Genomic DNA, 22,611 nt, shown 5'->3' with positions numbered 1-22,611 from the left:
CGCGGGTGACAGCCAAGGTGATCCGAGTGGTGATCGCTGACGACGAGCCGCTGATCCGGGCCGGGATCAGGATGATCCTGACCTCGGCGCCGGACATCGAGGTCGTCGCGGAGGCGACGAACGGCAGGGAGGCCGTGGACCTGGCCCGGGCGCACGCGCCCGAGGTGGTGCTGCTCGACATCCAGATGCCGGTGATGGACGGGCTGACCGCGCTGGAGGAGCTGGGGCGCACCGTGCCGGAGGTACGGGCGCTGATCCTGACCACCTTCGGCGAGAAGGAGAACGTCCTGCGGGCCCTGGGCCAGGGCGGTGCGGGCTTCCTGCTCAAGGACTCGGCGCCCGGCGAGCTGATCGGCGCCGTCCGGGCCGCCGCGGCCGGGGACGCCTACCTCTCGCCGGCGGCGACCCGGCACGTGGTGGACCAGCTGGCCTCGGGGAAGGCCGCCGCGCGGGGCGAGCAGGCCCGGCGCCGCGTGGCGGAGCTGAGCGAGCGCGAGCGCGGGGTGCTGGCCCTGCTGGGGGAGGGGCTGTCCAACGCGGACGCGGGCCGGCGGCTCCACATGAGCGAGGCGACCGTGAAGACGTACGTGAGCCGGATCCTGGCGAAGCTGGGGTGCGAGAACCGGGTGCAGGCGGCGCTGCTGGCCAGGGACGCCGGGCTGTAGATACGGTCAGCCCGTTCCGAAAGCGATCACGTACGGGCAGGGGCGGGGCGATGACGGCGGTGGCGGTGGCGGTGGCGGGGCAGCGGATACCGGTGGTGGAGGGGTTCGCACCCCGGGCCGCGGGTTCCGCGGACTCTGCGGCGGGTTTCGCGCGGGGATCGGCGGAGGGTTCCCCGAAGGACGCGGGCAAGGCGCTGCGCCGTCGCGTGCCGCGGGCGGCGCACGCCGCCTTCGAGGCGCCGGCCGGGCGTCCGGACGCCGTGCGCGCGGTGGAGGAGTCCAATGTCGGACGGGTCCCCGAGCTGGCGCCGATACGGGTGGGCCGGATGGCCGCGAACCCCTTCGCCTTCCTGCGCGGCGCGGCCGGGCTGATGGCGCACGACCTGTCCGGCGGCCCGGTGACCGGCGTCGGCGCGCAGATCTGCGGGGACGCGCACGCCGCGAACTTCGGCCTCTACGGGGATGCGCGGGGCCGCCTCGTCATCGACCTCAACGACTTCGACGAGACCGTGTTCGGTCCGTGGGAGTGGGACGTGAAGCGGCTGGCGGCCTCACTGGTGCTGGCCGGACGGGTGGCCGGTGCGGACGAGGACACCTGCCGGGCCGCCGCGCTGGACGCGGTGGGCGCCTACCGGCGGACCATGCGGCTGCTGGCCAAGCTGCCCGCGCTCGACGCGTGGAACGCCATCGCGGACGAGGAACTGGTCTCGCACACCGATGCCCGAGATCTGCTGGGCACCCTGGAGCGGGTCTCGGAGAAGGCCCGCAACAACACCTCCGCCCGCTTCGCGGCCAAGTCGACCGAGGCGGGGCCGGAGGGCGGGCGCCGCTTCGTGGACGCGCTGCCCGTGCTGCGGCGCGTCGGGGACGGGGAGGCGGCGGCCGTGGCGGCCGCGCTGGGCCCGTACCTGGAGACCCTCCCGGGAGACCGGCTGCCGCTGCTGGCCCGGTACGCCATCCACGACGTGGCCTTCCGGGTGGTGGGCACCGGGAGCGTCGGAACCCGTTCGTACGTGGTGCTGCTGCTGGACCACCGGGGCGAGCCGCTGGTGCTCCAGGTGAAGGAGGCGCGGCCCTCGGTGCTGCTGCCGTACCTGCCGGCGCTGGGGTTCACCTCGCCGGCGGAGGAGCACGAGGGCCGGCGGGTGGTGGCCGGCCAGAAGCGGATGCAGGTGGTCTCGGACATCCTGCTGGGCTGGACCACGGTGGAGGGCCGGCCCTTCCAGGTGCGGCAGTTCCGCAACCGCAAGGGCAGTGTGGACCCGGCGGCGCTGGCCGCCGACCAGATCGACGACTACGGCCGGATGACCGGCGCCCTGCTGGCCCGGGCGCACGCGCACAGCGCCGATCCGCGGCTGCTGGCCGGGTACTGCGGGAAGAACGAGGAGCTGGACGAGGCGATGGCCGCCTTCGCGGTGGCCTATGCCGACCGGACCGAGGCCGACCACGCCGATCTGGTGGCGGCGGTGCGCAGCGGCAGGATCGCCGCGGAGGCCGGGGTCTGACCGGACGCGTGCGGCGGGCTCGGCGGTGCGGGCGGGTGTTTCACGTGAAACATCCGCCCGGGCGAGTGGGCCGTAGGCTGGCCGGGTGAGCGAGCAGACCGAGCAGTCCCAGCAGCCTGAGCAGACGGTTCCCGGCGATTCCGGCGGGGAGCGTCCCGAAGCGCGTCTGGAGCGGGCCGTGCGGGCCGCCGAGCAGGCGCTGATCGAGTTCGAGATCGCGGTGGAGACCTTCCGGGTCGAGGTGGAGAACTTCTCCCGCCTGCACCACCAGAAGCTCGGGCCGATGTACTCGCGCCTCGACGAGCTGGACGCGCTGATCGCCGAGGCGAGGGCGGCGCGCACCGGGGATCCCGAGGACCTGCGGCGGGCGCGGGACGCGCGCTCCCTGGTCATGCCGATGCCGGGGGTCGAGGAGCTGTTCCACGACTGGATGGACTCCGACGGGATCTCCGACGACGCCTCCGCGATGCTCACCGAGCGGTCCGTGCGGCCGCCGGAGCGGGTGCGGCCCACGGAGGAGGTACGCCGCCTGTACCGCGAGCTGGTCCGCCAGGCGCATCCGGACCTGGCCCAGGACGAGGCGGAGCGGGGGCGGCGGGATGCCTTCATCGCGCGGGTCAACGCCGCGTACGGGCGGGGCGACGAGCAGTTGCTGCGCGAGCTGGCCGAGGAGTGGGCGGCCGGGCCGGCTGCCGAGGAGGCGGCGCCGGGCGAGGGCGAGGAGCTGTACGCCCGGCTGGAGTGGCTGGCGCAGCGCAAGGAGCTGCTGGCGCTGGTGGCCAAGGAGCTGGAGGACAGCGCGATCGGGTCGATGCTGAGGATGGCGCCGGAGGATCCGGACCGGCTGCTGGAGGAGATCGCGGAGCAGTTGCTGGCGCGGGTTGCGGAGCGGGAGGCCGAGCTGGCCGCCGAGGTCGCCGCCGCCGGATGAGGCCGGTCCGGTCGTCTGGGGAGCCGCTGCGCACGCGGCCCCGGGCTGCGCCCGGGCTCCTGGGGCTCCGCCCCAGACCCCGCGCCTCAAACGCCGGCGGGGCTGGATGGATCCCGGCGGGGCTGAACAGATCACCCGCGCGGCTGGATCTGGCCGCCTGGGTGCGTGGGTGCGGCTACCCGATAGGTTGGCAGGAGATCCGTGACGAGAGAAGGCGACGTTATGAACTTTGGGCCGCTTCCCTCGGTGGACGCCGCCGCGGTGCCCGCCGAAGGGTTTGTGCTCGACGTCCGGGAGGACGACGAATGGGCTGCCGGGCATGTCGACGGGGCTCTGCACATTCCGATGAGCGACTTCGTGGCCCGCTTCGGTGAGCTGACCGAGGCCGTCGAGGACGGTCGGCGGGTGCACGTGATGTGCCGGGTGGGCGGGCGTTCCGCGCAGGTCACCCAGTACCTGGTGCGCCAGGGCATCGACGCCGTGAACATCGACGGCGGGATGCAGGCCTGGGACGGTGCCGGGCGCCCGATGGTGACGGACAGCGGGAACCCGGCCTTCGTGCTGTAGGCCCCGTCAGGCGAGGGGATGGGCGGCCAGCAGGTCGCCCAGGACCTCTTCGTGCGCCGCGGCCGGACCGAGCTGGAGTTCCAGCTGCTTGGCCCACGCGTGGTAGCGGTGCAGCGGGTAGTCGGTGTCGGCGCCGAAGCCGCCGTGCAGGTGCTGGGCGGTCTGTACGACCCGGCGCACGCCCTCCGAGGCCCAGATCTTGGCGACGGCCACGTCGCCGGCGCTCGGCAGCGGACCGCCGGCTCCGCCGGTGGCCGCGTCGAGCCGCCAGGCGGCCTGCCAGAGGGTGACCTCCATGGCGCGCAGGTCGATGTAGCGGTCGGCGGCCTGGACGGCGACGGCCTGGAAGGTGGCCACAGGGAAGCCGAACTGCTCGCGCTTGCCCGTGTACTGGCTGGTCATGGTGAGGACGCCTTCGCCGAGACCGAGTGCGAGGGCGCAGGTCCCGGTGGCCAGGAGCTGGCGCAGGTGCTCCCACGCGCTGCGGTCCTCGATCAGGTGGGCGTCGGGGACCCGTACGCCGGTCAGGGTCAGTTCCGCGAGGCGTTCGCCGCTGGTGGAGTACTGGTCGGCGAGGGTCAGGCCCTCGGTGGTGCGCGGCAGCAGGGCGAGGACGGACTCGCCTTCGCCGGTGTGGGCCGGGACGGCGATCCAGTCGGCGTTGTGCGCCCAGGGGACCGCGGTCTGCACCCCGTCGAGTGTCCATCCGGTTCCGTCGCGGCGGGCGGTGACGGCGAGTTCGGCCGGGTCGTGGCCGGTGCGGCCGTGGGCGGCGGCGGTCAGGACCAGGCTCCCGCGGCCGGCGCCCGGCAGCAGGGCGGCGGACAGTTCGGGGCTGCCGTGGGCCTGGACGGCCATGGCGGTGGCGCAGTGCTCCAGCAGCGGCACCCGGGCGAGCACCCTGGCGGCCTCGCGCAGCACCAGGCACAGGGCGATGGCGTCCAGTCCGGCGCCGCCGTGCTCCTCGGCGAGGACCAGGCTCAGCAGGTCGGAGGCGGCGAGCCTGGCCCACAGCGGGCGGTCGAAGTCATCGGCGACGGCTCCGGGGGTGAGCGCGGGACTGGGCACGCTGTCGGGCGCGACATCCGCGAACACGGCCCGGGCCGCCTCGACGGCCGCCTGCTGCTCCTCGGTGAAGGTGAAGTCCACTGCCTGTCCTCCCGCGCGCGTTCAGGTCTGACGGGGCGTCAAGATAGAACAGGTTCTGGAAATTGGACAGGGGGAGCGCCGGACGCACCGGCGCGCCCGCGGCACTAGCGGTCGAAGTCGATCTCCACTTCCTCCGTCACCGGGTGGGACTGGCAGGCCAGGACGAAGCCGGCCTCCGTCTCTTCCGCCTCCAGCGCGAAGTTCCGGTCCATCCGGACCTCGCCCGTCACCAGGAACGCCCGGCAGGTGCCGCACACCCCGCCCTTGCAGGCGTACGGGGCGTCCGCGCGGTTGCGCAGCACCGCATCGAGCAGGGATTCCCCGTCCCGGACCGGCCAGGTGCCGGAGCGCCCGTCGAGGCGGGCGGTGACCCGCCCGTGCGAGGGGGCCGTGGCCGCCGCGGGGGCCTTCGCCGTGGTGTCCTCGACGTGGAAGATCTCCTCGTGGACCCGGATGCGCAGGACACCGAGCGCGCCCAGCGCCCGCTCCGCGCCCTGCACCAGGCCGTACGGCCCGCACAGGAACCAGCCCGTCACCTCCGCGACCGGCAGCAGCGCCGGCAGCAGGGCCGCCAGCCGCTCCTGGTCCAGGCGTCCGGACGGCAGGCCGGCTTCCTGCTCCTCGCGGGAGAGGACGGTCACCAGCTGGAACCGGTCCGGGTAGCGGTCCTTGAGGTCGGCGACCTCCTCCAGGAACATCGTCGACGCCGCCGTACGGTCGCTGCGCACGAGGCAGAATCGGGCGTCGGGCCGCGCCGCCAGCAGCGTGGCGGCGATCGACAGTACGGGGGTGATCCCGCTGCCGCCGACGATCGCCGCGTAGTGCGGGGAGGGCGGGGCGGCGGCCGGATCCAGCACGAAGCGCCCGGCCGGGACCATGACCTCCAGCACGTCGCCGGCGGCGATCTCCTTGTGCGCGAAGGTGGAGAACTCGCCGCCCTCCACCAGCCGCACCCCGACCCGCAGCTCTGCCGGGCCCGGGCCGTCCGCCGCCGGGGCGGGGGAGCAGATCGAGTAGGTGCGCCGGACCTCCTGGCCCTCGGTGGAGGTGCGGCGCAGGGTCAGGTGCTGGCCGGGGGCGTGCCGGTAGTCCTCGCGCAGTTCCTCGGGGACCCGAATCGTCAGGGCCACCGAGTCGTCGGTGAGCCGGTCGACTGCCGCCACCGTCAGCGGGTGGAACGCGCCGTGGCGGGGTGCGGCCATCTACAGCTCCTTGAAGTGGTCGAACGGTTCGCGGCAGGCGGTGCAGCGGCGCAGCGCCTTGCAGGCGGTGGAGGAGAACCGGCTGAGCAGCTCGGTGTCCGTCGATCCGCAGTGGGGACAGCGGACCGACAGGGTGAGGGGGACCGGGCCGCCCGCCGCGTGCGGACGCGGCGGGGCGATGCCGAACTCGGCGAGCTTGCGGCGGCCTTCGGCAGTGATGTCATCGGTCGACCAGGCCGGGGCGAGCACGGTGCTCACCCGCACGTCCGGTATGCCGTGGCCGGTCAGGACCCGCTCGATGTCGGCCGACATGGCCTCGATGGCGGGGCAGCCGGTGTAGGTGGGGGTGAGGGTGACCTCGACGTGGCCGTCTTCGTGCATCCGCACCCCGCGCAGGACGCCGAGCTCGGCGAGGCTGAGCACGGGCAGCTCGGGATCCGGGACGGATCCGGCCAGCTCGGCCAGCTCCTCCTCCAGGCGGGTCATCGCGGCATCGGCGGTCACCATGACGCCCCCGGATGGCTGCGGTGCAGGTGCTGCATCTCGGCGAGCAGCCGGCCGAACGACTCGGTGTGCAGGCCCTGGCGCCCGGCCCCGGCCGCCCAGGCGCCGGTGCGCGGCCCCTCGGGCAGTGCGAGCCCGGCCCGCTCCAGTACGTCGGTCAGCGCGGCCAGCCAGCGCCCTTCCAGGGCGGCCCAGTCCACGCCGTCGATGCCCTCCACCGGCTGGAACATCTCGCCGGTGTACTTCCACAGCGCGTCCAGGGCGGCCCGGATGCGGCGCGCGCTCTCCTCGGTGCCGTCGCCCAGGCGCAGGGTCCACTGCTCGGCGTGGTCGCGGTGGTACGCGGTCTCCTTGACGGCCTTGGCCGCCAGCGGCGCGAACGGGCCGTCCCCGGCCGCCAGTTCCGTGTAGAGCTCGTGCTGGTAGAAGGAGAAGAAGAGCTGCCGGGCGATGGTGTGGGCGAAGTCGCCGTTGGGCTGCTCGACCAGCTGGAGGTTGCGGAAGGAGCGCTCCTCGCGCAGGAACGCCAGCTCGTCCTCGTCGCCGGCCATGGACAGCAGGAGGCGGGCCTGGCCGAGGAGGTCGAGGGCGATGTTGGCGAGGGCGACCTCCTCCTCCAGGACGGGGGCGTGACCCGCCCATTCGCCGAGGCGGTGGGAGAGGATCAGCGCGTCGTCGCCGAGGGCCAGGGCCGCCGACCGCGTGACATCGGTGCCGGTCACAGGTGGCTCACCCCCTCCGGGATGTCGTAGAAGGTGGGGTGCCGGTACGGCTTGTCGGCGGACGGGGCGAAGAAGGGGTCCCGCTCGTCGGGCGAGGAGGCGGTGATCTCGGTGGAGGGCACCACCCAGATCGAGATGCCCTCGCCGCGCCGGGTGTAGAGGTCGCGGGCGTTGCGCAGGGCCATCTCCGCGTCGGGGGCGTGCAGGCTTCCCGCGTGCGTGTGCGAGAGGCCGCGCCGCGAACGCACGAACACCTCCCACAGTGGCCAGTTCTGCGTCATGCCCGTGCCTCCTCGTTCTGTCCGGCGCTGTCGCCGGCGTGCTTTTCGGCCTGCTTCTCCGCATACGCCGCGGCCGCGTCGCGCACCCAGGCGCCTTCCTCGTGGGCCGTGCGCCGCTGGCTGATCCGCTGCTCGTTGCAGGGACCGTTGCCCTTGAGCACGTTCCAGAACTCCGTCCAGTCGATGGCTCCGAAGTCGTGGTGCCCGCGCTCCTCGTTCCACTTCAGGTCCGTGTCGGGCAGGGTCAGGCCCAGCGCCTCCGCCTGCGGGACGGCGATGTCCACGAACCGCTGGCGCAGCTCGTCGTTCGAGTGGCGCTTGATCCGCCAGGCCATCGACTGCGCGGAGTGCGCCGACTCGTCGTCCGGCGGGCCGAACATCATCAGCGAGGGCCACCACCACCGGTCGACCGCGTCCTGGGCCATCGCGTGCTGGGCCTCGGTGCCCTGCGAGAGGGCGAGGAGCAGCTCGTACCCCTGGCGCTGGTGGAAGGACTCCTCCTTGCAGATCCGGACCATGGCGCGGGCGTAGGGGCCGTAGGAGCAGCGGCAGAGCGGGACCTGGTTGGTGATCGCCGCGCCGTCCACGAGCCAGCCGATGGCGCCGACGTCCGCCCAGGTCAGGGTCGGGTAGTTGAAGATCGAGGAGTACTTCTGCCTGCCCTCGTGGAGCTTGTCGAGCAGCTCGTCGCGGCTGGTGCCCAGGGTCTCGGCGGCGCTGTACAGGTACAGGCCGTGGCCTGCCTCGTCCTGCACCTTGGCCATCAGGATCGCCTTGCGGCGCAGCGAGGGCGCGCGGGTGATCCAGTTGGCCTCGGGCTGCATGCCGATGATCTCGGAGTGGGCGTGCTGGGCCATCTGGCGGACCAGGGTGGCGCGGTATTCCTCCGGCATCCAGTCGCGCGGCTCCACCCGCTCCTCCGCAGCCACGGCCGCGTCGAAAGCCGCCGCGAGCTGTGCGCCCAGGTCAGCGGTCATGACTGCCCCATCCGTGCCATCCATTCCATCGGCCCTGGCCGTCCCATCGGTCCCATCCGTCCCGAGGGCCGTGCCCGGCCCCGTTTCCGGGGTCACTGCCACCATCCCGGCCCCCTGTCAGAGTCCGCCGTCCGCCCGACCGACCGATCGTTCGGTTCATCCTCTTCAATGGTGAGACGGCGGCCCGTAGGGTGTCAACCTCTGTGGTCAACCCTGTGGACGCCGGACGATCGGGGCGGGATGGATTCGAACGCGCACGAGCCCGCCGAAGGGTCCGCGCCGACGCCCCCGCGGGCGCCCGGAATCGCCGGTCTGTCCACCCCCTACCGCGTGGTCACCGCGGTGGCCCTGGGAGCCGTCGCCGTGGCGGCATGCGCGCACCTCGCCCTCGTCTTCCTGCACGTCGCCCCGCCCAACACGGTGAGCAAGCGGCACGCGCAGACGGTCGACGGGTGGATCTACCCCGAGTTCGAACAGAACTGGAAGCTCTTCGCGCCCAACCCGCTCCAGCAGAACATCTCGGTGGAGGTGCGCGCCGAGGTGCGCACCGCGGCCGGCGGGCGCACCACCACCGACTGGCGTGACCTGAGCGCCGAGGACGGCGCGGCCATCCGGCACAGCCTGCTGCCGAGCCACACGGAGCAGAACGAGCTCCGCCGGGCCTGGGACTTCTTCACCGGCTCGCACGACGAGGACAACAACGCGAACGGGGAGCGCGGCGAGCTGTCCGAGCAGTACCTGCGGCGGATCGCCCTGGACCGGCTGCGGCCGGCGTACCCGGGAGGGCACATCCTGCGGATCCAGCTGCGCTCGGCGACGAAGGCGGTGGCCGCGCCGAAGTGGAGCGACGAGAAGACCGACACCCAGACGTACTACCGGGAGCTGCCGTGGTGGACGGTGTGAGGGCCTCGGCGGCGCGGGCGCTGGCAAAGGTCACCGGGCGGGCGCTGGGGCCGTACCAGAGCGCCGTGGTGCGGATCGGCTTCGCCGGGACCTGGCTGTTCTTCCTGCTGCGGGAGTTCCCCCACCGGGCCGAGCTGTACGGGCCGGACGGGCCGTGGAGCTGGGCGCTCGCGGAACGGCTGGTCGCCTCGAACGGGGCCTTCACGGTGCTCCTGTGGTCGGACTCGACGGCGTGGTTCGAGATCGTCTACGGGGTGTCCGTGCTGGCGAGCCTGGGGCTGCTGCTGGGGTGGCGGACGCGGGCCGCGTCGGTGGTGTTCATGATCGGGGTGCTGTCGCTGCAGAACCGCAGCGTGTTCATGGGGGACGGCGGAGACAACGTCATCCACCTGATGGCGATCTACCTCGTGCTGACGCGGTGCGCGCAGGTGTGGTCCCTGGACGCGCGGCGGGCCCGGCGGCTCGGCTCGGCCTCGGCCGGGGCGGCCGGGCCGGCGCTGTGGGTGGTGCTGGGCGCGGCCTTCGCGTACGGGGCGGCGACGGGGCGGTTCGGCGCCGGGTGGCTGTCGGTCTTCGCCGGGCTGTGGGTGGTCTGCGGGCTGTGGTGGCTGGTGGACCGCCACGAGGCGCAGGGGGAGCGGCGGGCGGTCCTGGACGTGCTGGCGAACCTGGTGCACAACGCGGGGATGCTGGTGATCATGGCGGAGGTGTGCCTGATCTACGCGACGGCGGGCTGGTACAAGATCCAGGGATCGCGGTGGCAGGACGGTACGGCCCTGTACTACCCGTTGGGGCTGGACTACTTCACGCCGTGGCCGGGGCTGTCGGGGGTGGTGGCGAGCAGCGGGACGCTGGTGATGCTGGTGTCCTACGGGACGGTGGCCGTGCAGGTGGCGTTCCCGTTCACGCTGTTCAACCGGCGGATCAAGAACGTGCTGCTGGCGGTGATGATGCTGGAGCACGCGGGGATCGCGGTGCTGCTGGGGCTGCCGTTCTTCTCGCTGGCGATGATCGCCGCCGACGCGGTGTTCCTGCCGACGGGGTTCCTGCTCTGGCTGGCCGCCAGGACCACGGCGGTGAGGCCCGGCCGGGACTTCGCCCCGTCGGCCCCGTCCGACACCGTGCCGCTCGCGGAGGTCCCCAAGCCCAGGCCGGTCCCGCGCTGACGGCGTTCCTGCGGCGCCGTTGCGGGGGCTTCTGCCCCCGACCCCGACCCTCAGCCCGCAAGCGCGGCCTTAGGGTCGGGGTATGGGTGAGCTCGGGAGTGCGGATGAGACGGCGCGGCGGTGGCGGGAGGCCGCCGGGCGGGAGGACCTCGTGCTCCTGGACGGGTTCCACGCGCTGAAGCACGCCCTCCGCTTCGGGGTCCGCATCCACATGGCCGTCGCCGACGACCCCGGGGCCGTACGGGCGCTCGCGGGCGGGCTGGCTCCGGATGTGGAGGCGGACGTGGCCCGGCTGGTGCGGGCGGCGCCGCTGAAGCAGCTGGTGGCGCGCGTGCACCCCACCGGGGTGGCCGCGCTCGCCGAGCGGCCCGACCGGGAGGCCGGGGTGGCCGCGCTGGCCGCGGCCCCCCGGACCGCGCCGATCGTCGTGCTCGACAACCCCCGCAACCTCGGCAACGTCGGGGCCGTCGTCCGCCTCGCCGCCGGCTTCGGGGCCACCGGCGTGGTGACCCGCGGCGACCTCGACCCCTGGCACCCGAACGTGGTCCGCGCCGGCGCCGGGCTGCACTACGCCACCGTCGTGGACAAGGTCACCCTGGAGACGCTGCCGCCCGGACCGCTCTACGCGCTCGACCCGGAGGGCGAGGACATCCGCACCCTCACCCTCCCGGACGACGCCCTGCTCGCCTTCGGCTCCGAACGGCACGGGATCTCCCCCGAGCTGCGCGCCCGGGCCGATCACCTGGTGTCCCTGCCGATGCGGCCGCAGGTCTCCAGCTACAACCTGGCCACCAGCGTGGCCATGGCCCTGTTCCACTGGGGCGGACCGAGCCCGGTCACGCGTCGAGACTGACCGGCATCAGCATCGAGAAGACGTCCTCCGTGGCGGGGCGCAGGAGGACGAGGGGGGCCTTGGGGCCGACGTACTCCAGCAGCAGCTCCTCCCCGGTGGCGAGCACGTCGAGCAGGAAGGCGGGGTTCACCCCCACCCGCTCGCCGGTGGAGTCGTGGTCGCCGATGGTCACTGGGTCCGTCAGGAGGAGGACGCAGACGTCGCCGTCCTGCTCGGCGAGGGCCTGCCGCAGGGCCGGGACGTCCAGCGTGAAGCGGCGGCCCTCGGGCAGCCGGGTGAGGCGGCGGTAGTCGGGGAAGTCCTCGCCGAGGCGCTGCCCGGCCGCCCGGCGGCCCTGGGTCTCCAGTTCCACGGTGTCCCCCTCCACGGTGAGGTGGGCGGGGGCGTCGGTGGTCACCAGGGCGCGCATCGCGTCCACGAGCGGGGTGGGCACGGTCACCTGGACCCGCTCGCCGCCGTGGCCGGTGGTGGACGTACGGGCGACGGCCAGCCGGTAGCGGTCGGTGGCCACCACGTGGAGGGCGTCCCCCTCGATGTCGAAGTGGACTCCGCCGAGCACCGGCAGCTCGGGATCGGTTCCGGCGGCGAAGCGCACGGCGTCCAGCGCGGCCGCGATCCCGGTGCCGGGCACGGTCAGCCGGGTGGTGGCGGTGGTGGTGCCGGCCTTGGCGGCGGTGCCCGCGGTGGCAGCGGTGGTCATGGTGGTCTCCCTGTGTCCGAGTAGCGCTCGTACCGTGGAGAACTCACTGCGCGCCTCGGCCAGCCCGCGCTCCAGCCGCCGCAGATGCCCGTCCAGCAGGCGGGGCACCAAACCGGTGTCCCCGCCGGACCAGGCGGCCAGCACCAGCCGGACGTCCGCGAGCGGCATCCCCGAGCGCCGCAGCCGGGCCAGCAGCCGGGCCTCGCCGAGCTGCTCGGGCGCGTACCAGCGGTACCCGGTCACCGGATCCACCCGGGCGGGCACCAGGACGCCCGCGCGGTCGTAGAACCGCAGCGCGCTCACCCCCAGCCCGCTGTCCCTGCCCATCTCGCCGATGCTGCGCATGTCGCTCTCCACACCCACGACTCTGGGACCTCCACCAGGTCGAGGGTCAAGCGGGCCCGGGGCCACCACGGCCGGGCCCGCCCAGCGGCTGCCCAAGGGGTCAGGCCTGGCGGCGGACCTCCACCACGCGGAAGCGGTTCGACACGAAGGCGCCGTCGCACAGCGCCGCGTTGGCCGCCGGGTTGCCGCCCGAGCCGTGGAAGTCCGAGAACGCCGCGGTCTGGTTGACGTACACCCCGCCCGTGAGGTTCAGGGAGAGCTGCGCCGACTCCTCCAGGCAGACCTCCTCGACGGCCCGCTCGGTGTCCTCGGAGGTGGTGTACGCGCCGACCGTCATCGCGCCCTTCTCGCGGACCGTGCGCCGCAGCAGCTCCAGGGCGTCGGCCGTGGAGTCCACCGCCACCGCGAACGAGACCGGGCCGAAGCACTCCGAGAGGTAGGGCGCCTCCGGGTCCGGCTTCGATCCGTCCAGCTTCACCATCACCGGGGTGCGGACCACCGCCTCCGGGAACTCGGGGTTGACCACCTCGCGCGAGGGCAGCGCGACCTCGCCCAGCGCGGCCGCCGCCTCCAGGCGGGCCTTGACGTCCGGGTTGACCAGCGCGCCCAGCAGGGCGTTGGCCCGGGCGTCGTCGCCCAGCAGGCCGCCGACCGAGGCCGCGAGGTCGGCGACGACCTCGTCGTAGGACTTGTGGCCGGCGTCCGTCTCGATGCCGTCCCGGGGGATCAGCAGGTTCTGCGGGGTCGTGCACATCTGGCCGCTGTAGAGGGAGAGGGAGAACGCGAGGTTCGCCAGCATCCCCTTGTAGTTGTCGGTGGAGTCCACGACGACCGTGTTGACGCCGGCCTTCTCCGTGTAGACCTGCGCCTGGCGGGCGTGGGTCTCCAGCCAGTCGCCGAACTCCGTCGAGCCGGTGTAGTCGATCAGCTTGATCTCGGGGCGTACCGCGAGGGTCTTGGCGATGCCCTCGCCCGGGCGCTCGACGGCCAGCGCCACCAGGTTCGGGTCGAAGCCGGCCTCGGCGAGGACCTCGCGGGCCACCTGGACGGTGAGCGCCAGCGGGAGCACGGCCCGCGGGTGCGGCTTGACCAGGACCGGGTTGCCGGTGGCGAGGGACGCGAACAGGCCGGGGTAGCCGTTCCACGTCGGGAAGGTGTTGCAGCCGATCATGAGGGAGATGCCGCGCGGGACCGCCGTGAAGGTCTTGCCGAGCTCCAGCGGGTCCTTCTTGCCCTGCGGCTTCGACCAGTCGGCCCGGCCCGGGACCCGGGTCTGCTCCTCGTACGCGTAGGCCACGGCCTCCAGACCGCGGTCCTGCGCGTGCGGGCCGCCCGCCTGGAACGCCATCATGAACGCCTGGCCGCTGGTGTGCATGACCGCGTGCGCGAACTCGTGCGTGCGGGCGGAGATCCGGGCCAGGATCTCGATACAGACCAGGGCGCGCGCCTCGGGACCCGCGTCGCGCCAGGCACCCATGCCGGCCTTCATCGCGGGCAGCAGCACGTCCGGGTCCACGTGCGGGTACTCGACGCCGAGCTCCGGGCCGTACGGGGACACCTCGCCGCCCGTCCAGCCGTCGGTGCCGGGCTGCTCCAGGTCCAGCCGCGTGCCGCTCAGGGCCTGGAAGGCGGCGAGGCCGTCGGCCGGGGCGGTCTCGCCGTAGGCCTTGGGGTGCTCGGGGTGCGGGGACCAGTAGGCGCGGCTGCGGATCGCATCCAGGGCCTGGTCCAGGGTGGGCCGGTGCTTGGCGGACAGCTGGGGGACGGTGAGCTCGGCGGCCATCACAGACCAACTCCTCGTTGAGCCGGGCGAAGAAGAGCAGACTGGAGTTAGAGTAACCGAACGATCGGTCGGGACAAGAGGGCCCGGCAGACCTGTGGATAAGTCGGTGCGGGAGGATCAGGACATGACAGCAATCGAGCGGTCCCGCACTGTGGCGGTCGTCGGCGCCGGCACCATGGGACAGGGCATCGCCCAGGTCGCCCTTCTCGCAGGTCACCGCGTGCTGATCCACGACATCGACGCCGCGGCCGCCGCCGGCGGCGTGGCCGCCGTGCGCGACCGCGTCGAGCGGATGGCCGCCAAGGGCCGTCTGGATCGCGCCGAGGCCGACGACGCGATCGGCCGGATCGGTGCGGCGCCGGCGCTGGACGAGCTGGCCGCCGCCGCGCTCGTGGTCGAGGCGGTCGTCGAGGACACCGGGGTCAAGCGCCGTCTCTTCGAAGCACTCGAAGGAGTGGTGGCGCCCGACTGCCTGCTGGCGACCAACACCTCCTCCCTCTCCGTCACCGAGCTGGCCGCGGGCCTGCGGCACCCCGGCCGTTTCCTCGGCCTGCACTTCTTCAACCCGGCCCCGCTGCTCCCGCTCGTCGAGGTGGTCAGCGGTTTCGCGACCGACCCGGCCGCCGCCGAGCGCGCGTACGGCACCGTGCTGGGCTGGGGGAAGACCCCGGTCCGCTGCGCCGACACCCCCGGGTTCATCGTCAACCGGATCGCCCGCCCCTTCTACGCCGAGGCCTTCGCGGTGTACGAGGAGCAGGGCGCCGACCCGGCCACCATCGACGCCGTGCTCCGCGAGAGCGGCGGCTTCAGGATGGGTCCCTTCCAGCTGACCGACCTGATCGGCCAGGACGTCAACGAAGCGGTGACCCGTTCCGTATGGGAGTCCTTCTTCCGCAGCCCCAAGTTCACCCCCTCCCTCGCGCAGCGCCGGCTGGTCCAGTCGGGCCGCCTCGGCCGCAAGTCGGGGCACGGCTGGTACCCGTACGGCCCGGACGCGGTGGACGCGGCCCCGCACACCGCCGCCCCCGAGGAGCCCCCGGCCAAGGTCACCGTGGTCGGCGACCTCGGGCCCGCCGCGGAGCTGGCCGAGCTGATGGAGGACGCCGGGATCGCGGTCACCGCCACCGAGCACGGGGGCCCGTACATCCAGCTGCCCGGCGAGGGCCAGCTGGTGCTCGCGGACGGCAAGACCTCCGTCGAGTTCGCGGACGTCGTCTACTTCGACCTCGCGCTCGACTACCGCGAGGCCACCCGCATCGCGCTCTCCGTCAGCGAGGACACCAGCGAGCGGACCCTCGCCGAGGCGGTGGGCCTCTTCCAGCGGCTCGGCAAGCAGGTCTCCGTCATCGGCGACGTCCCCGGCATGATCGTCGCCCGGACCGTCGCGATGCTGATCGACCTCACGGCCGACGCGGTCGCGCGTGGCGTCGCCACCGCCGAGGACATCGACACGGCCATGCGGCTCGGGGTCAACTACCCGCTCGGACCGGCCGAATGGCACGACCGGCTCGGCCGGGACTGGGCCTACGACCTGCTGCACAACCTCGACGAGCGGTGTCCCGGCGGCCGGTACGCGCCCTCGCTCGCGCTGTTCAAGCTGGGCTACGCGGCGGGCGACGAGGACGGCGCGGCCGACGAGGCGGCCGACGAGACGGAGGGGACCGAATGACCACGGCCAAGCGGGACACCTACACCCCCGAGACCCTGCTCTCCGTAGCCGTCCAGGTCTTCAACGAGCGCGGCTACGACGGCACCTCGATGGAGCACCTCTCCAAGGCCGCGGGCATCTCGAAGTCCTCGATCTACCACCACGTCACCGGCAAGGAGGAGCTGCTGCGCCGCGCCGTGAGCCGCGCCCTCGACGGCCTCTTCGCCGTGCTGGAGGAGCCGGGCGCGGTACGGGGCCGGGCCGTCGAGCGCGTCGAGTACGTCACGCGCCGCACGGTGGAGGTGCTCGTCTCCGAGCTGCCGTACGTGACGCTGCTGCTGCGCGTACGGGGCAACACCCGGACCGAGCGCTGGGCCCTGGAGCGCCGCCGCGAGTTCGACCACCAGGTCGCCGACCTCCTCAAGGCGGCCGCGGCCGAGGGCGACCTGCGGGCGGACGTGGACATCCGGCTGGCCACCCGGCTGCTCTTCGGCATGGTGAACTCGCTGGTCGAGTGGTACCGCCCGCACCCGGGAACGAGCCAGGACCAACTGGCGGACGCGGTGGTCCACATGGCCTTCGACGGCCTGCGGACGGCCCGCGACTGACCTTGGCGGGTATTCCCCGATCGAACCCGCATCCGGATGTGTAGTCTGAGCGCGCGCTCCTTCCTGAGCGCGTTCAAAACCTACATGGGGGGGCCGGTGCGCAATCGCCGACTCGTAGTTTCGGCTGCCATGATCGTCGCGGGCAGCCTTGCTTTCATCCCGGGAACGGCCCAGGCGGCCGATCCCGTCGCGCCCAAGACCCAGGGGGCGGCGCCTTCCGCCGTGGACCTGGGCAAGGCCGCGGCCGACAACTTCAAGACCTTCACCAGCCCCGCCGACCGCACGGTCCGCCGGGCGCTGCCGCAGGCCAAGGGCAAGACGGGCGCCGCCGCGCCGCAGGCCGAGGCGCAGGCCGCCGTCGGCAACCCGGAGCTGGCCATCCTGCTGAACGCCGAGAGCACGAGCGCGCACGGGCTCGGTCTGACGACCACCATCACCAGCGCGCCGGCCTCGCTCAACGTCAAGATCGAATGGGGTGACGGGACCGCGGACACGGTCGCCGCCGCCGGCTCGACCGTGCTGAAGAACCAGCACAGCTACGCGAAGCTCGGCGAGTACACCGTCAAGGTCACCGTGACGGACGCCGCGAACAACGCCGAGGTCGTCAACGACTTCTCGATCATGACCGCGGGTTCGGACTTCACCCCGTACACGCCCACCCGCATCCTGGACACCCGTGAGGGCATCGGTGCGGCGAAGGGCACGGTCGGCCCGTACGGGACGACCCGCCTCAAGATCGGCGGCAACGGCGGGATCCCCGCCGGCGTCACCGCGGTGGCCCTCAACGTCACCGTCACCAACACCTCGGGCGACGGCTTCGTGACGGTCTACCCGGAGGGCCGCGAGCGGCCGGCCACCTCGAACCTCAACTTCAAGGCCGGCCAGTCCGTCCCGAACATGGTGATCGTGCCGGTCGGCAAGAACGGCTACGTCGACCTGTACAACCACTACTCGTCCGTGGACCTGGTCGCCGACGTCACCGGCTACTTCACGCGCGGGTCCTCCAGCGGCTACACCCCGCAGGCCCCGTCCCGCATCGTCGACACCCGCGAGGGCCTCGGCACGCGGCGCGGCCAGGTTCCCTCGAAGGGGAAGTTCAACCTCACGGTGGGCCCCGCCGGCCGCTACACGGCCGTCGCGCTCAACGTGACGGTCACCAACCCGCAGAACTCGGGCTTCCTCACCCTCACCCCGGGCGGGCAGGCGGCGCCGCCCACCTCCAACCTGAACTTCACCACCGGACAGACGATCGCCAACTCGGTGATCGTGCCGGTCGCCGCGGACGGCTCGATCGACGTCCTCAACGGCGGCTGGGGCGGTGTCGACGTCGTCATCGACTTCGTCGGCTACTACAGCACCGACAGCAAGGCCGCCTACATCCCGATCGGTCCCTTCCGGACGCTCGACACCCGTGAGCCCGAGTGGAAGTACGGACCGCTGGAGCGCGACAGCTACGTCTCCATCGGGTACTCGCCCAACGAGCCCAACATCGCGGGCTACGTCCTGAACACCACGGTCACCAACACGCAGGCCGACGGCTACCTCTCCGTCGCCCCGAACCCGAACACCTGGGAAGACGTCAAGAACCACACCGGCATGCCGGTGACGCCTCCCGGCTCCTCGTCCCTGAACTGGACGAAGGGCCAGACGGTCCCGAACCTCGTCCAGGCGAGCTCGGGCAACCACGGCGTCGTGGACTTCTGGAACCGCAGCTGGGGCAACATCGACCTCGTCGTCGACATCTTCGGCTACTACGAGACCAACTGATCCGACTGATCCGATCGGGTCGCGCAGGCGCCCCGGGAACGGCCGTCCAGGCCGTCCCCGGGGCGTTTCGCGTGTCCGGGGCCGGTGCCGCGGCGCTATTCCTCCGAGATCGTCGGCCCGCCGGCCGGGCCCGGCCCCGGGGCCAGCAGATCCGTTTCCTCGAAGACCAGCAGGGTGCGCGTGGAGAGCACCTCCGGGATGGCCTGGAGGCGGGTCAGGACCAGTTCGCGCAGGGTGCGGTTGTCCGGGGTGTGCACCAGCAGCAGGACGTCGAAATCCCCGCTCACCAGCGCGATGTGAGCGGCGCCCGGGAGCTCGCGCAGCTGCTCGCGGACCGTGCGCCAGGAGTTCTGGACGATCTTCAGGGTGATGTAGGCGGAGGCGCCCTGGCCCGCGCGCTCGTGGTTGACGCGGGCCGTGAACCCGCGGATCACCCCGTCGTCGATGAGCCGGTTGATCCGGGCGTAGGCGTTCGCGCGGGAGACGTGCACCTGCTCCGCCACCGAGCGTATCGAGGCGCGGCCGTCCGCCTGGAGCAGACGCATGATCGACCGGTCGATCGGGTCCAGGGGACGGGGCGGTGCGGAAGGTACCGGTGGGGTACCCGGGGTAGCCCCCGGCGGGACCGGGGCGGAACCCGCTCCGGCCATTTGTTCATCCGGCATTGCCCGATGCCTCCCTCTCCTGGACGTCCTGCATCCATCCCAGGGCCCCGGCGCCAGTTTGTCCACAGCCTGGAGCCGCCTGTAGCCAAATTGCGCGGACAACCGAACAATCGGTAGGTGAGGCGCCTCACACCCGAGCCGTCGCCCTGCCCGCTTCCCACGAGGAGGTGTACGCCGCCATGACGGTCCAAGAGCTGCCCGGTGCCGGTGCGTCCCACCGACCCACCCCGCCGCCCGCCTGGAGGCCCCGTACGGATGCCGCCCCGCTGCTCCCGGACCCCGAGCCCTACCGGGTGCTGGGCACTCCGGGAGCAGACCGGCTCGACCCGGCGCTCATGCGCCGCTGCTACACCGAGCTGGTGCGCGGCCGCCGCTACAACGCCCAGGCCACCGCGCTGACGCGGCAGGGCCGGCTCGCCGTCTACCCCTCCACCGTGGGCCAGGAGGCCTGCGAGATCGCGGCCGCGCTGGTCCTGGAGGACCAGGACTGGCTGTTCCCGAGCTACCGCGACACCCTGGCGGCCGTGGCCCGCGGGCTCGACCCCGTACAGGCGCTGACCCTGCTGCGCGGCGACTGGCACACCGGCTACGACCCGCACGAGCACCGCATAGCCCCGCTGAGCACCCCGCTCGCCACCCAGCTGCCGCACGCGGTGGGCCTGGCGCACGCCGCCCGGCTGCGCGGCGACGAGGTCGTCGCCCTGGCCATGGTCGGCGACGGCGGCACCAGCGAGGGCGACTTCCACGAGGCACTGAACTTCGCCGCCGTCTGGCAGGCGCCGGTGGTCTTCCTCGTCCAGAACAACGGCTTCGCGATATCCGTCCCGCTCGCCAAGCAGACCGCCGCCCCGACCCTGGCCCACAAGGCCGTGGGCTACGGAATGCCCGGCCGGCTGGTCGACGGCAACGACATCGCCGCGATGCACGAGGTGCTCACCGAGGCGGTCCGGCGGGCCCGCGCCGGCGGCGGTCCGACCCTGATCGAGGCCGTCACCTACCGGATGGAGGCCCACACGAACGCCGACGACGCCACCCGCTACCGCGGCGACGCCGAGGTCGAGGCCTGGAAGGCGCACGACCCGGTGGAGCTGCTGGAGCGCGAGCTGACCGCGCGCGGGATCCTCGACGAGGCGGGCATCCGGCAGGCGCGTGAGGAGGCCGAGGAGATGGCGGCGGCGCTCCGCGAGGGCATGAACGCGGATCCCGTGCTGGACCCGATGGACCTCTTCGCGCACGTCTACGCGGAGCAGACCGGCCGGCTGCGGGAGCAGGCGGCCATGCTGCGCGCCGAACTGGAAGCAGAGGAACAGCAGTGACGACGGTGGCGGCGAAGTCCGCGGACCCGGGGGTCAAGCCGGCGACGATGGCGCAGGCCCTGACCCGGGCGATGCGCGACGCGATGGCGGAGGACCCGACGGTCCACGTCATGGGCGAGGACGTCGGGACGCTCGGCGGGGTCTTCCGGATCACGGACGGGCTCGCGAAGGAGTTCGGCGAGGACCGCTGCACGGACACCCCGCTCGCCGAGGCCGGGATCCTGGGCGCGGCGGTCGGCATGGCCATGTACGGGCTGCGGCCGGTGGTCGAGATGCAGTTCGACGCGTTCGCCTACCCGGCGTTCGAGCAGCTGATCTCGCACGTGGCGAAGATGCGCAACCGCACGCGCGGCACGATGCCGCTGCCGATCACCATCCGCGTGCCGTACGGCGGCGGCATCGGCGGCGTGGAGCACCACTGCGACTCCTCCGAGGCCTACTACGTGGCGACGCCCGGCCTGCACGTGGTGACCCCGGCGACGGTCGAGGACGCGTACGGGCTGCTGCGCGCGTCGATCGCGAGCGACGACCCGGTGGTCTTCCTGGAGCCCAAGCGGCTCTACTGGTCGAAGGCGGACTGGAACCCGGCGGCCCCCGCCGCCGTACCGGGCATCGGCAAGGCCCTGGTCCGGCGGGCGGGCACGAGCGCCACGCTGATCACCTACGGGCCTTCGCTGCCGGTGTGCCTGGAGGCGGCCGAGGCGGCGCGCGAGGAGGGCTGGGAGCTGGAGGTCGTGGACCTGCGCTCGCTGGTCCCGTTCGACGAGGACACGGTCGTGCAGTCCGTACGGCGGACCGGGCGCGCGGTGGTCGTCCACGAGGCCGGCGGCTTCGGCGGACCGGGCGCGGAGCTCGTGGCCCGCATCCAGGAGAAGTGCTTCCACCACCTGGAGGCGCCGGTGCTGCGGGTGACGGGCTTCGACATCCCGTACCCGCCGCCGATGCTGGAGAAGCACCACCTGCCGGGAGTGGACCGGATCCTGGACACCGTGGCCCGCCTGCAGTGGGAGAACTGATGCCGCAGGTAATGGAGTTCAAGCTCCCCGACCTCGGGGAGGGCCTGACCGAGGCCGAGATCGTGCGCTGGCTGGTGGCGGTGGGCGATGTCGTCGCCGTCGACCAGCCGGTCGTCGAGGTCGAGACGGCCAAGGCGATGGTGGAGGTGCCCTGCCCCTACGGCGGCGTGGTCACCGCCCGCTTCGGCGAGGAGGGGCAGGAACTGCCGGTAGGGGCCCCGCTGATCACCGTTGCGGTGGGGGCGGCGGCGCTCCCGGAGGCTCCGGCGGCCGCGGCCGAGGGCTCCGGCAACCTGCCCCGGCCGCTGATCGGTTACGGCACGGACCACTCGCGCCCGGCGCGTCGGCGGCGGGTGCGACCCGTCACCGCCGAGGTCGCGGCGCCGGTGGTCCCTGCCGTGGCGGCGGCCGGGCCGGTGCCGGTCGTCTCCCCCCTCGTGCGGAAGCTGGCCAAGGACAACGGGGTCGACCTGCGTGCGCTGCGGGGGTCGGGGCCCGAGGGCCTGATCCTGCGGGCGGACGTGGAGGCGGCGCTGCGGGCGCCGGAACCGGTGGCCGCGGTGGTGGCCGGCGGGGAGCGGGTTCCGCTCAAGGGCGTGCGGGGCGCGGTCGCGGAGAAGCTGTCGCGCAGCCGGCGGGAGATCCCGGACGCCACCTGCTGGGTCGACGCGGACGCCACCGAGCTGATGGCGGCGCGGGCCGCGATGAACGCGGTGGGCGGCCCGAAGATCTCGGTGCTGGCGCTGCTGGCCCGGATCTGCACGGCGGCGCTCGCCCGTTACCCGGAGCTCAACTCCACGGTGGACCTGGCGGCGGGCGAGATCGTCCGACTGCCCGGCGTCCACCTGGGCTTCGCCGCCCAGACCGACCGGGGCCTGATGGTCCCGGTGGTCCGCGACGCCCACACCCGCAACCCGGAGTCCCTGTCGGCGGAGTTTGCCCGCCTCACGGAGCTGGCCCGGGCCGGGAAGCTGGCCCCCGGGGACCTCACGGGCGGGACCTTCACCCTGAACAACTACGGGGTGTTCGGGGTGGACGGCTCCACGCCGATCATCAACCACCCGGAGGCGGCGATGCTGGGCGTGGGCCGGATCATCCCGAAGCCGTGGGTGCACGGTGGTGAGCTGGCGGTCCGTCAGGTGGTCCAGCTGTCGCTGACGTTCGACCACCGGGTCTGTGACGGCGGCACGGCGGGCGGCTTCCTCCGCTACGTGGCCGACTGCGTCGAGTCCCCGGCGGTCCTGCTCCGCAGCCTGTAGCTCGGCGCGGGCCGGGCGGGCTGAAAGACCTGGGGCTCCGCCCCAGACCCCGCGCCTCAAACGCCGGCGGGGCTGGGAT

Annotated in this window: 22 protein-coding genes; 13 read left to right on the top strand and 9 right to left on the bottom strand. The window is 73.0% G+C overall.

Annotation, left to right across the window (positions count from 1 at the left end; all coding sequences use genetic code 11):
• Positions 1-5 precede the first annotated feature (5 nt).
• From ACFTXQ_RS03350 to ACFTXQ_RS03335, 4 genes are all read left to right on the top strand, one after another.
• Entirely contained in the window at positions 6-665 is a 660-nt protein-coding gene (locus tag ACFTXQ_RS03350; RefSeq protein ID WP_382635412.1) for a response regulator, read from the top strand.
• Between the two features lie 50 nt (positions 666-715).
• Complete coding sequence (locus tag ACFTXQ_RS03345; RefSeq protein WP_382635410.1) at positions 716-2,170, top strand: DUF2252 domain-containing protein; 1,455 nt, start codon at positions 716-718, stop codon at positions 2,168-2,170.
• Positions 2,171-2,255: 85 nt separating this feature from the next.
• Entirely contained in the window at positions 2,256-3,101 is an 846-nt protein-coding gene (locus tag ACFTXQ_RS03340; protein ID WP_382635409.1) for a hypothetical protein, read from the top strand.
• 222 nt (positions 3,102-3,323) lie between these two features.
• Positions 3,324-3,668: a rhodanese-like domain-containing protein gene (locus tag ACFTXQ_RS03335; protein ID WP_382635407.1), complete on the top strand. Its 345-nt coding sequence runs from the start codon at positions 3,324-3,326 to the stop codon at positions 3,666-3,668.
• A 6-nt stretch (positions 3,669-3,674) separates the two neighbouring features.
• Here the strand turns inward: ACFTXQ_RS03335 and ACFTXQ_RS03330 are convergent, their stop codons facing one another.
• The 6 genes from ACFTXQ_RS03330 to paaA all read right to left on the bottom strand — a co-directional run bounded on the left by ACFTXQ_RS03330 (position 3,675) and on the right by paaA (position 8,503).
• Complete coding sequence (locus tag ACFTXQ_RS03330) at positions 3,675-4,817, bottom strand: acyl-CoA dehydrogenase family protein (RefSeq protein WP_382635405.1); 1,143 nt, start codon at positions 4,815-4,817, stop codon at positions 3,675-3,677.
• Positions 4,818-4,921: 104 nt separating this feature from the next.
• Positions 4,922-6,019: a 2Fe-2S iron-sulfur cluster-binding protein gene (locus ACFTXQ_RS03325; protein WP_382635403.1), complete on the bottom strand. Its 1,098-nt coding sequence runs from the start codon at positions 6,017-6,019 to the stop codon at positions 4,922-4,924.
• Positions 6,020-6,526, bottom strand: coding sequence for a 1,2-phenylacetyl-CoA epoxidase subunit PaaD (gene paaD, locus ACFTXQ_RS03320; RefSeq protein WP_382635402.1), 507 nt, complete (start codon positions 6,524-6,526; stop codon positions 6,020-6,022).
• Complete coding sequence (paaC, locus tag ACFTXQ_RS03315) at positions 6,520-7,245, bottom strand: 1,2-phenylacetyl-CoA epoxidase subunit PaaC (protein ID WP_382635400.1); 726 nt, start codon at positions 7,243-7,245, stop codon at positions 6,520-6,522. The genes paaD and paaC overlap by 7 nt, the downstream gene beginning before the upstream one ends.
• Complete coding sequence (paaB, locus tag ACFTXQ_RS03310) at positions 7,242-7,526, bottom strand: 1,2-phenylacetyl-CoA epoxidase subunit PaaB (protein WP_030009045.1); 285 nt, start codon at positions 7,524-7,526, stop codon at positions 7,242-7,244. The genes paaC and paaB overlap by 4 nt, the downstream gene beginning before the upstream one ends.
• Positions 7,523-8,503: a 1,2-phenylacetyl-CoA epoxidase subunit PaaA gene (gene paaA, locus ACFTXQ_RS03305; RefSeq protein WP_382635397.1), complete on the bottom strand. Its 981-nt coding sequence runs from the start codon at positions 8,501-8,503 to the stop codon at positions 7,523-7,525. Before paaA ends, paaB begins: the two co-directional genes overlap by 4 nt.
• A 240-nt stretch (positions 8,504-8,743) precedes the next feature.
• Here paaA and ACFTXQ_RS03300 point away from each other — a divergent pair, with 240 nt between their 5' ends.
• The 3 genes from ACFTXQ_RS03300 (at position 8,744) to ACFTXQ_RS03290 (ending at position 11,425) form a co-directional block, all read left to right on the top strand.
• Positions 8,744-9,406 carry a DUF5819 family protein gene (locus ACFTXQ_RS03300; RefSeq protein ID WP_382635395.1) on the top strand — a complete coding sequence of 221 codons (663 nt, stop codon included), beginning with the start codon at positions 8,744-8,746 and terminating at the stop codon, positions 9,404-9,406.
• The gene (locus ACFTXQ_RS03295) at positions 9,394-10,572 is read left to right on the top strand and encodes an HTTM domain-containing protein (protein ID WP_382635394.1); all 1,179 of its coding nucleotides are present in this window, start codon (positions 9,394-9,396) and stop codon (positions 10,570-10,572) included. Before ACFTXQ_RS03300 ends, ACFTXQ_RS03295 begins: the two co-directional genes overlap by 13 nt.
• Positions 10,573-10,654: 82 nt before the next feature.
• Positions 10,655-11,425, top strand: coding sequence for a TrmH family RNA methyltransferase (locus ACFTXQ_RS03290; RefSeq protein ID WP_382635392.1), 771 nt, complete (start codon positions 10,655-10,657; stop codon positions 11,423-11,425).
• Here ACFTXQ_RS03290 and ACFTXQ_RS03285 read toward each other — a convergent pair.
• Positions 11,409-12,470, bottom strand: coding sequence for a MerR family transcriptional regulator (locus ACFTXQ_RS03285; protein WP_382635390.1), 1,062 nt, complete (start codon positions 12,468-12,470; stop codon positions 11,409-11,411). The genes ACFTXQ_RS03290 and ACFTXQ_RS03285 overlap by 17 nt on opposite strands.
• Positions 12,471-12,570: 100 nt before the next feature.
• Positions 12,571-14,253, bottom strand: coding sequence for a phenylacetic acid degradation protein PaaN (gene paaN / locus ACFTXQ_RS03280; protein WP_382635389.1), 1,683 nt, complete (start codon positions 14,251-14,253; stop codon positions 12,571-12,573).
• A gap of 124 nt (positions 14,254-14,377) precedes the next feature.
• Between paaN and ACFTXQ_RS03275 the strand changes: the two genes are divergently transcribed.
• From ACFTXQ_RS03275 to ACFTXQ_RS03265, 3 genes are all read left to right on the top strand, one after another.
• Positions 14,378-15,922, top strand: coding sequence for a 3-hydroxyacyl-CoA dehydrogenase (locus ACFTXQ_RS03275; RefSeq protein ID WP_382635387.1), 1,545 nt, complete (start codon positions 14,378-14,380; stop codon positions 15,920-15,922).
• A complete protein-coding gene (locus tag ACFTXQ_RS03270) occupies positions 15,919-16,509 on the top strand; it encodes a TetR/AcrR family transcriptional regulator (RefSeq protein ID WP_382635385.1) in 591 nt (196 codons plus the stop codon). Before ACFTXQ_RS03275 ends, ACFTXQ_RS03270 begins: the two co-directional genes overlap by 4 nt.
• Positions 16,510-16,638: 129 nt before the next feature.
• A complete protein-coding gene (locus ACFTXQ_RS03265; protein WP_382635383.1) occupies positions 16,639-18,276 on the top strand; it encodes a hypothetical protein in 1,638 nt (545 codons plus the stop codon).
• Between the two features lie 95 nt (positions 18,277-18,371).
• Here ACFTXQ_RS03265 and ACFTXQ_RS03260 read toward each other — a convergent pair whose 3' ends face one another.
• Positions 18,372-18,941 carry an Lrp/AsnC family transcriptional regulator gene (locus tag ACFTXQ_RS03260; RefSeq protein WP_382635382.1) on the bottom strand — a complete coding sequence of 190 codons (570 nt, stop codon included), beginning with the start codon at positions 18,939-18,941 and terminating at the stop codon, positions 18,372-18,374.
• Between the two features lie 179 nt (positions 18,942-19,120).
• On the opposite strand from ACFTXQ_RS03260, the gene pdhA reads away from it, so the two are divergent.
• Genes pdhA through ACFTXQ_RS03245 form a run of 3 tightly spaced genes read left to right on the top strand, consistent with a single transcriptional unit; the run spans position 19,121 to position 22,532 of the window.
• Positions 19,121-20,257, top strand: a complete 1,137-nt coding sequence (gene pdhA / locus ACFTXQ_RS03255) for a pyruvate dehydrogenase (acetyl-transferring) E1 component subunit alpha (protein ID WP_382635380.1) — start codon at positions 19,121-19,123, stop codon at positions 20,255-20,257.
• Positions 20,254-21,273, top strand: coding sequence for an alpha-ketoacid dehydrogenase subunit beta (locus ACFTXQ_RS03250; RefSeq protein WP_382635378.1), 1,020 nt, complete (start codon positions 20,254-20,256; stop codon positions 21,271-21,273). The genes pdhA and ACFTXQ_RS03250 overlap by 4 nt, the downstream gene beginning before the upstream one ends.
• Entirely contained in the window at positions 21,273-22,532 is a 1,260-nt protein-coding gene (locus ACFTXQ_RS03245) for a dihydrolipoamide acetyltransferase family protein (RefSeq protein WP_382635376.1), read from the top strand. Before ACFTXQ_RS03250 ends, ACFTXQ_RS03245 begins: the two co-directional genes overlap by 1 nt.
• Positions 22,533-22,611: the final 79 nt, after the last annotated feature.

It is taken from the genome of Streptomyces sp. NPDC057010 (genome assembly GCF_042673805.1).
GTDB lineage: Bacteria > Actinomycetota > Actinomycetes > Streptomycetales > Streptomycetaceae > Streptomyces.
The sequence above is the reverse complement of the archived record's forward strand: the minus strand, read 5'-3'. Positions and strand labels throughout refer to the sequence as shown.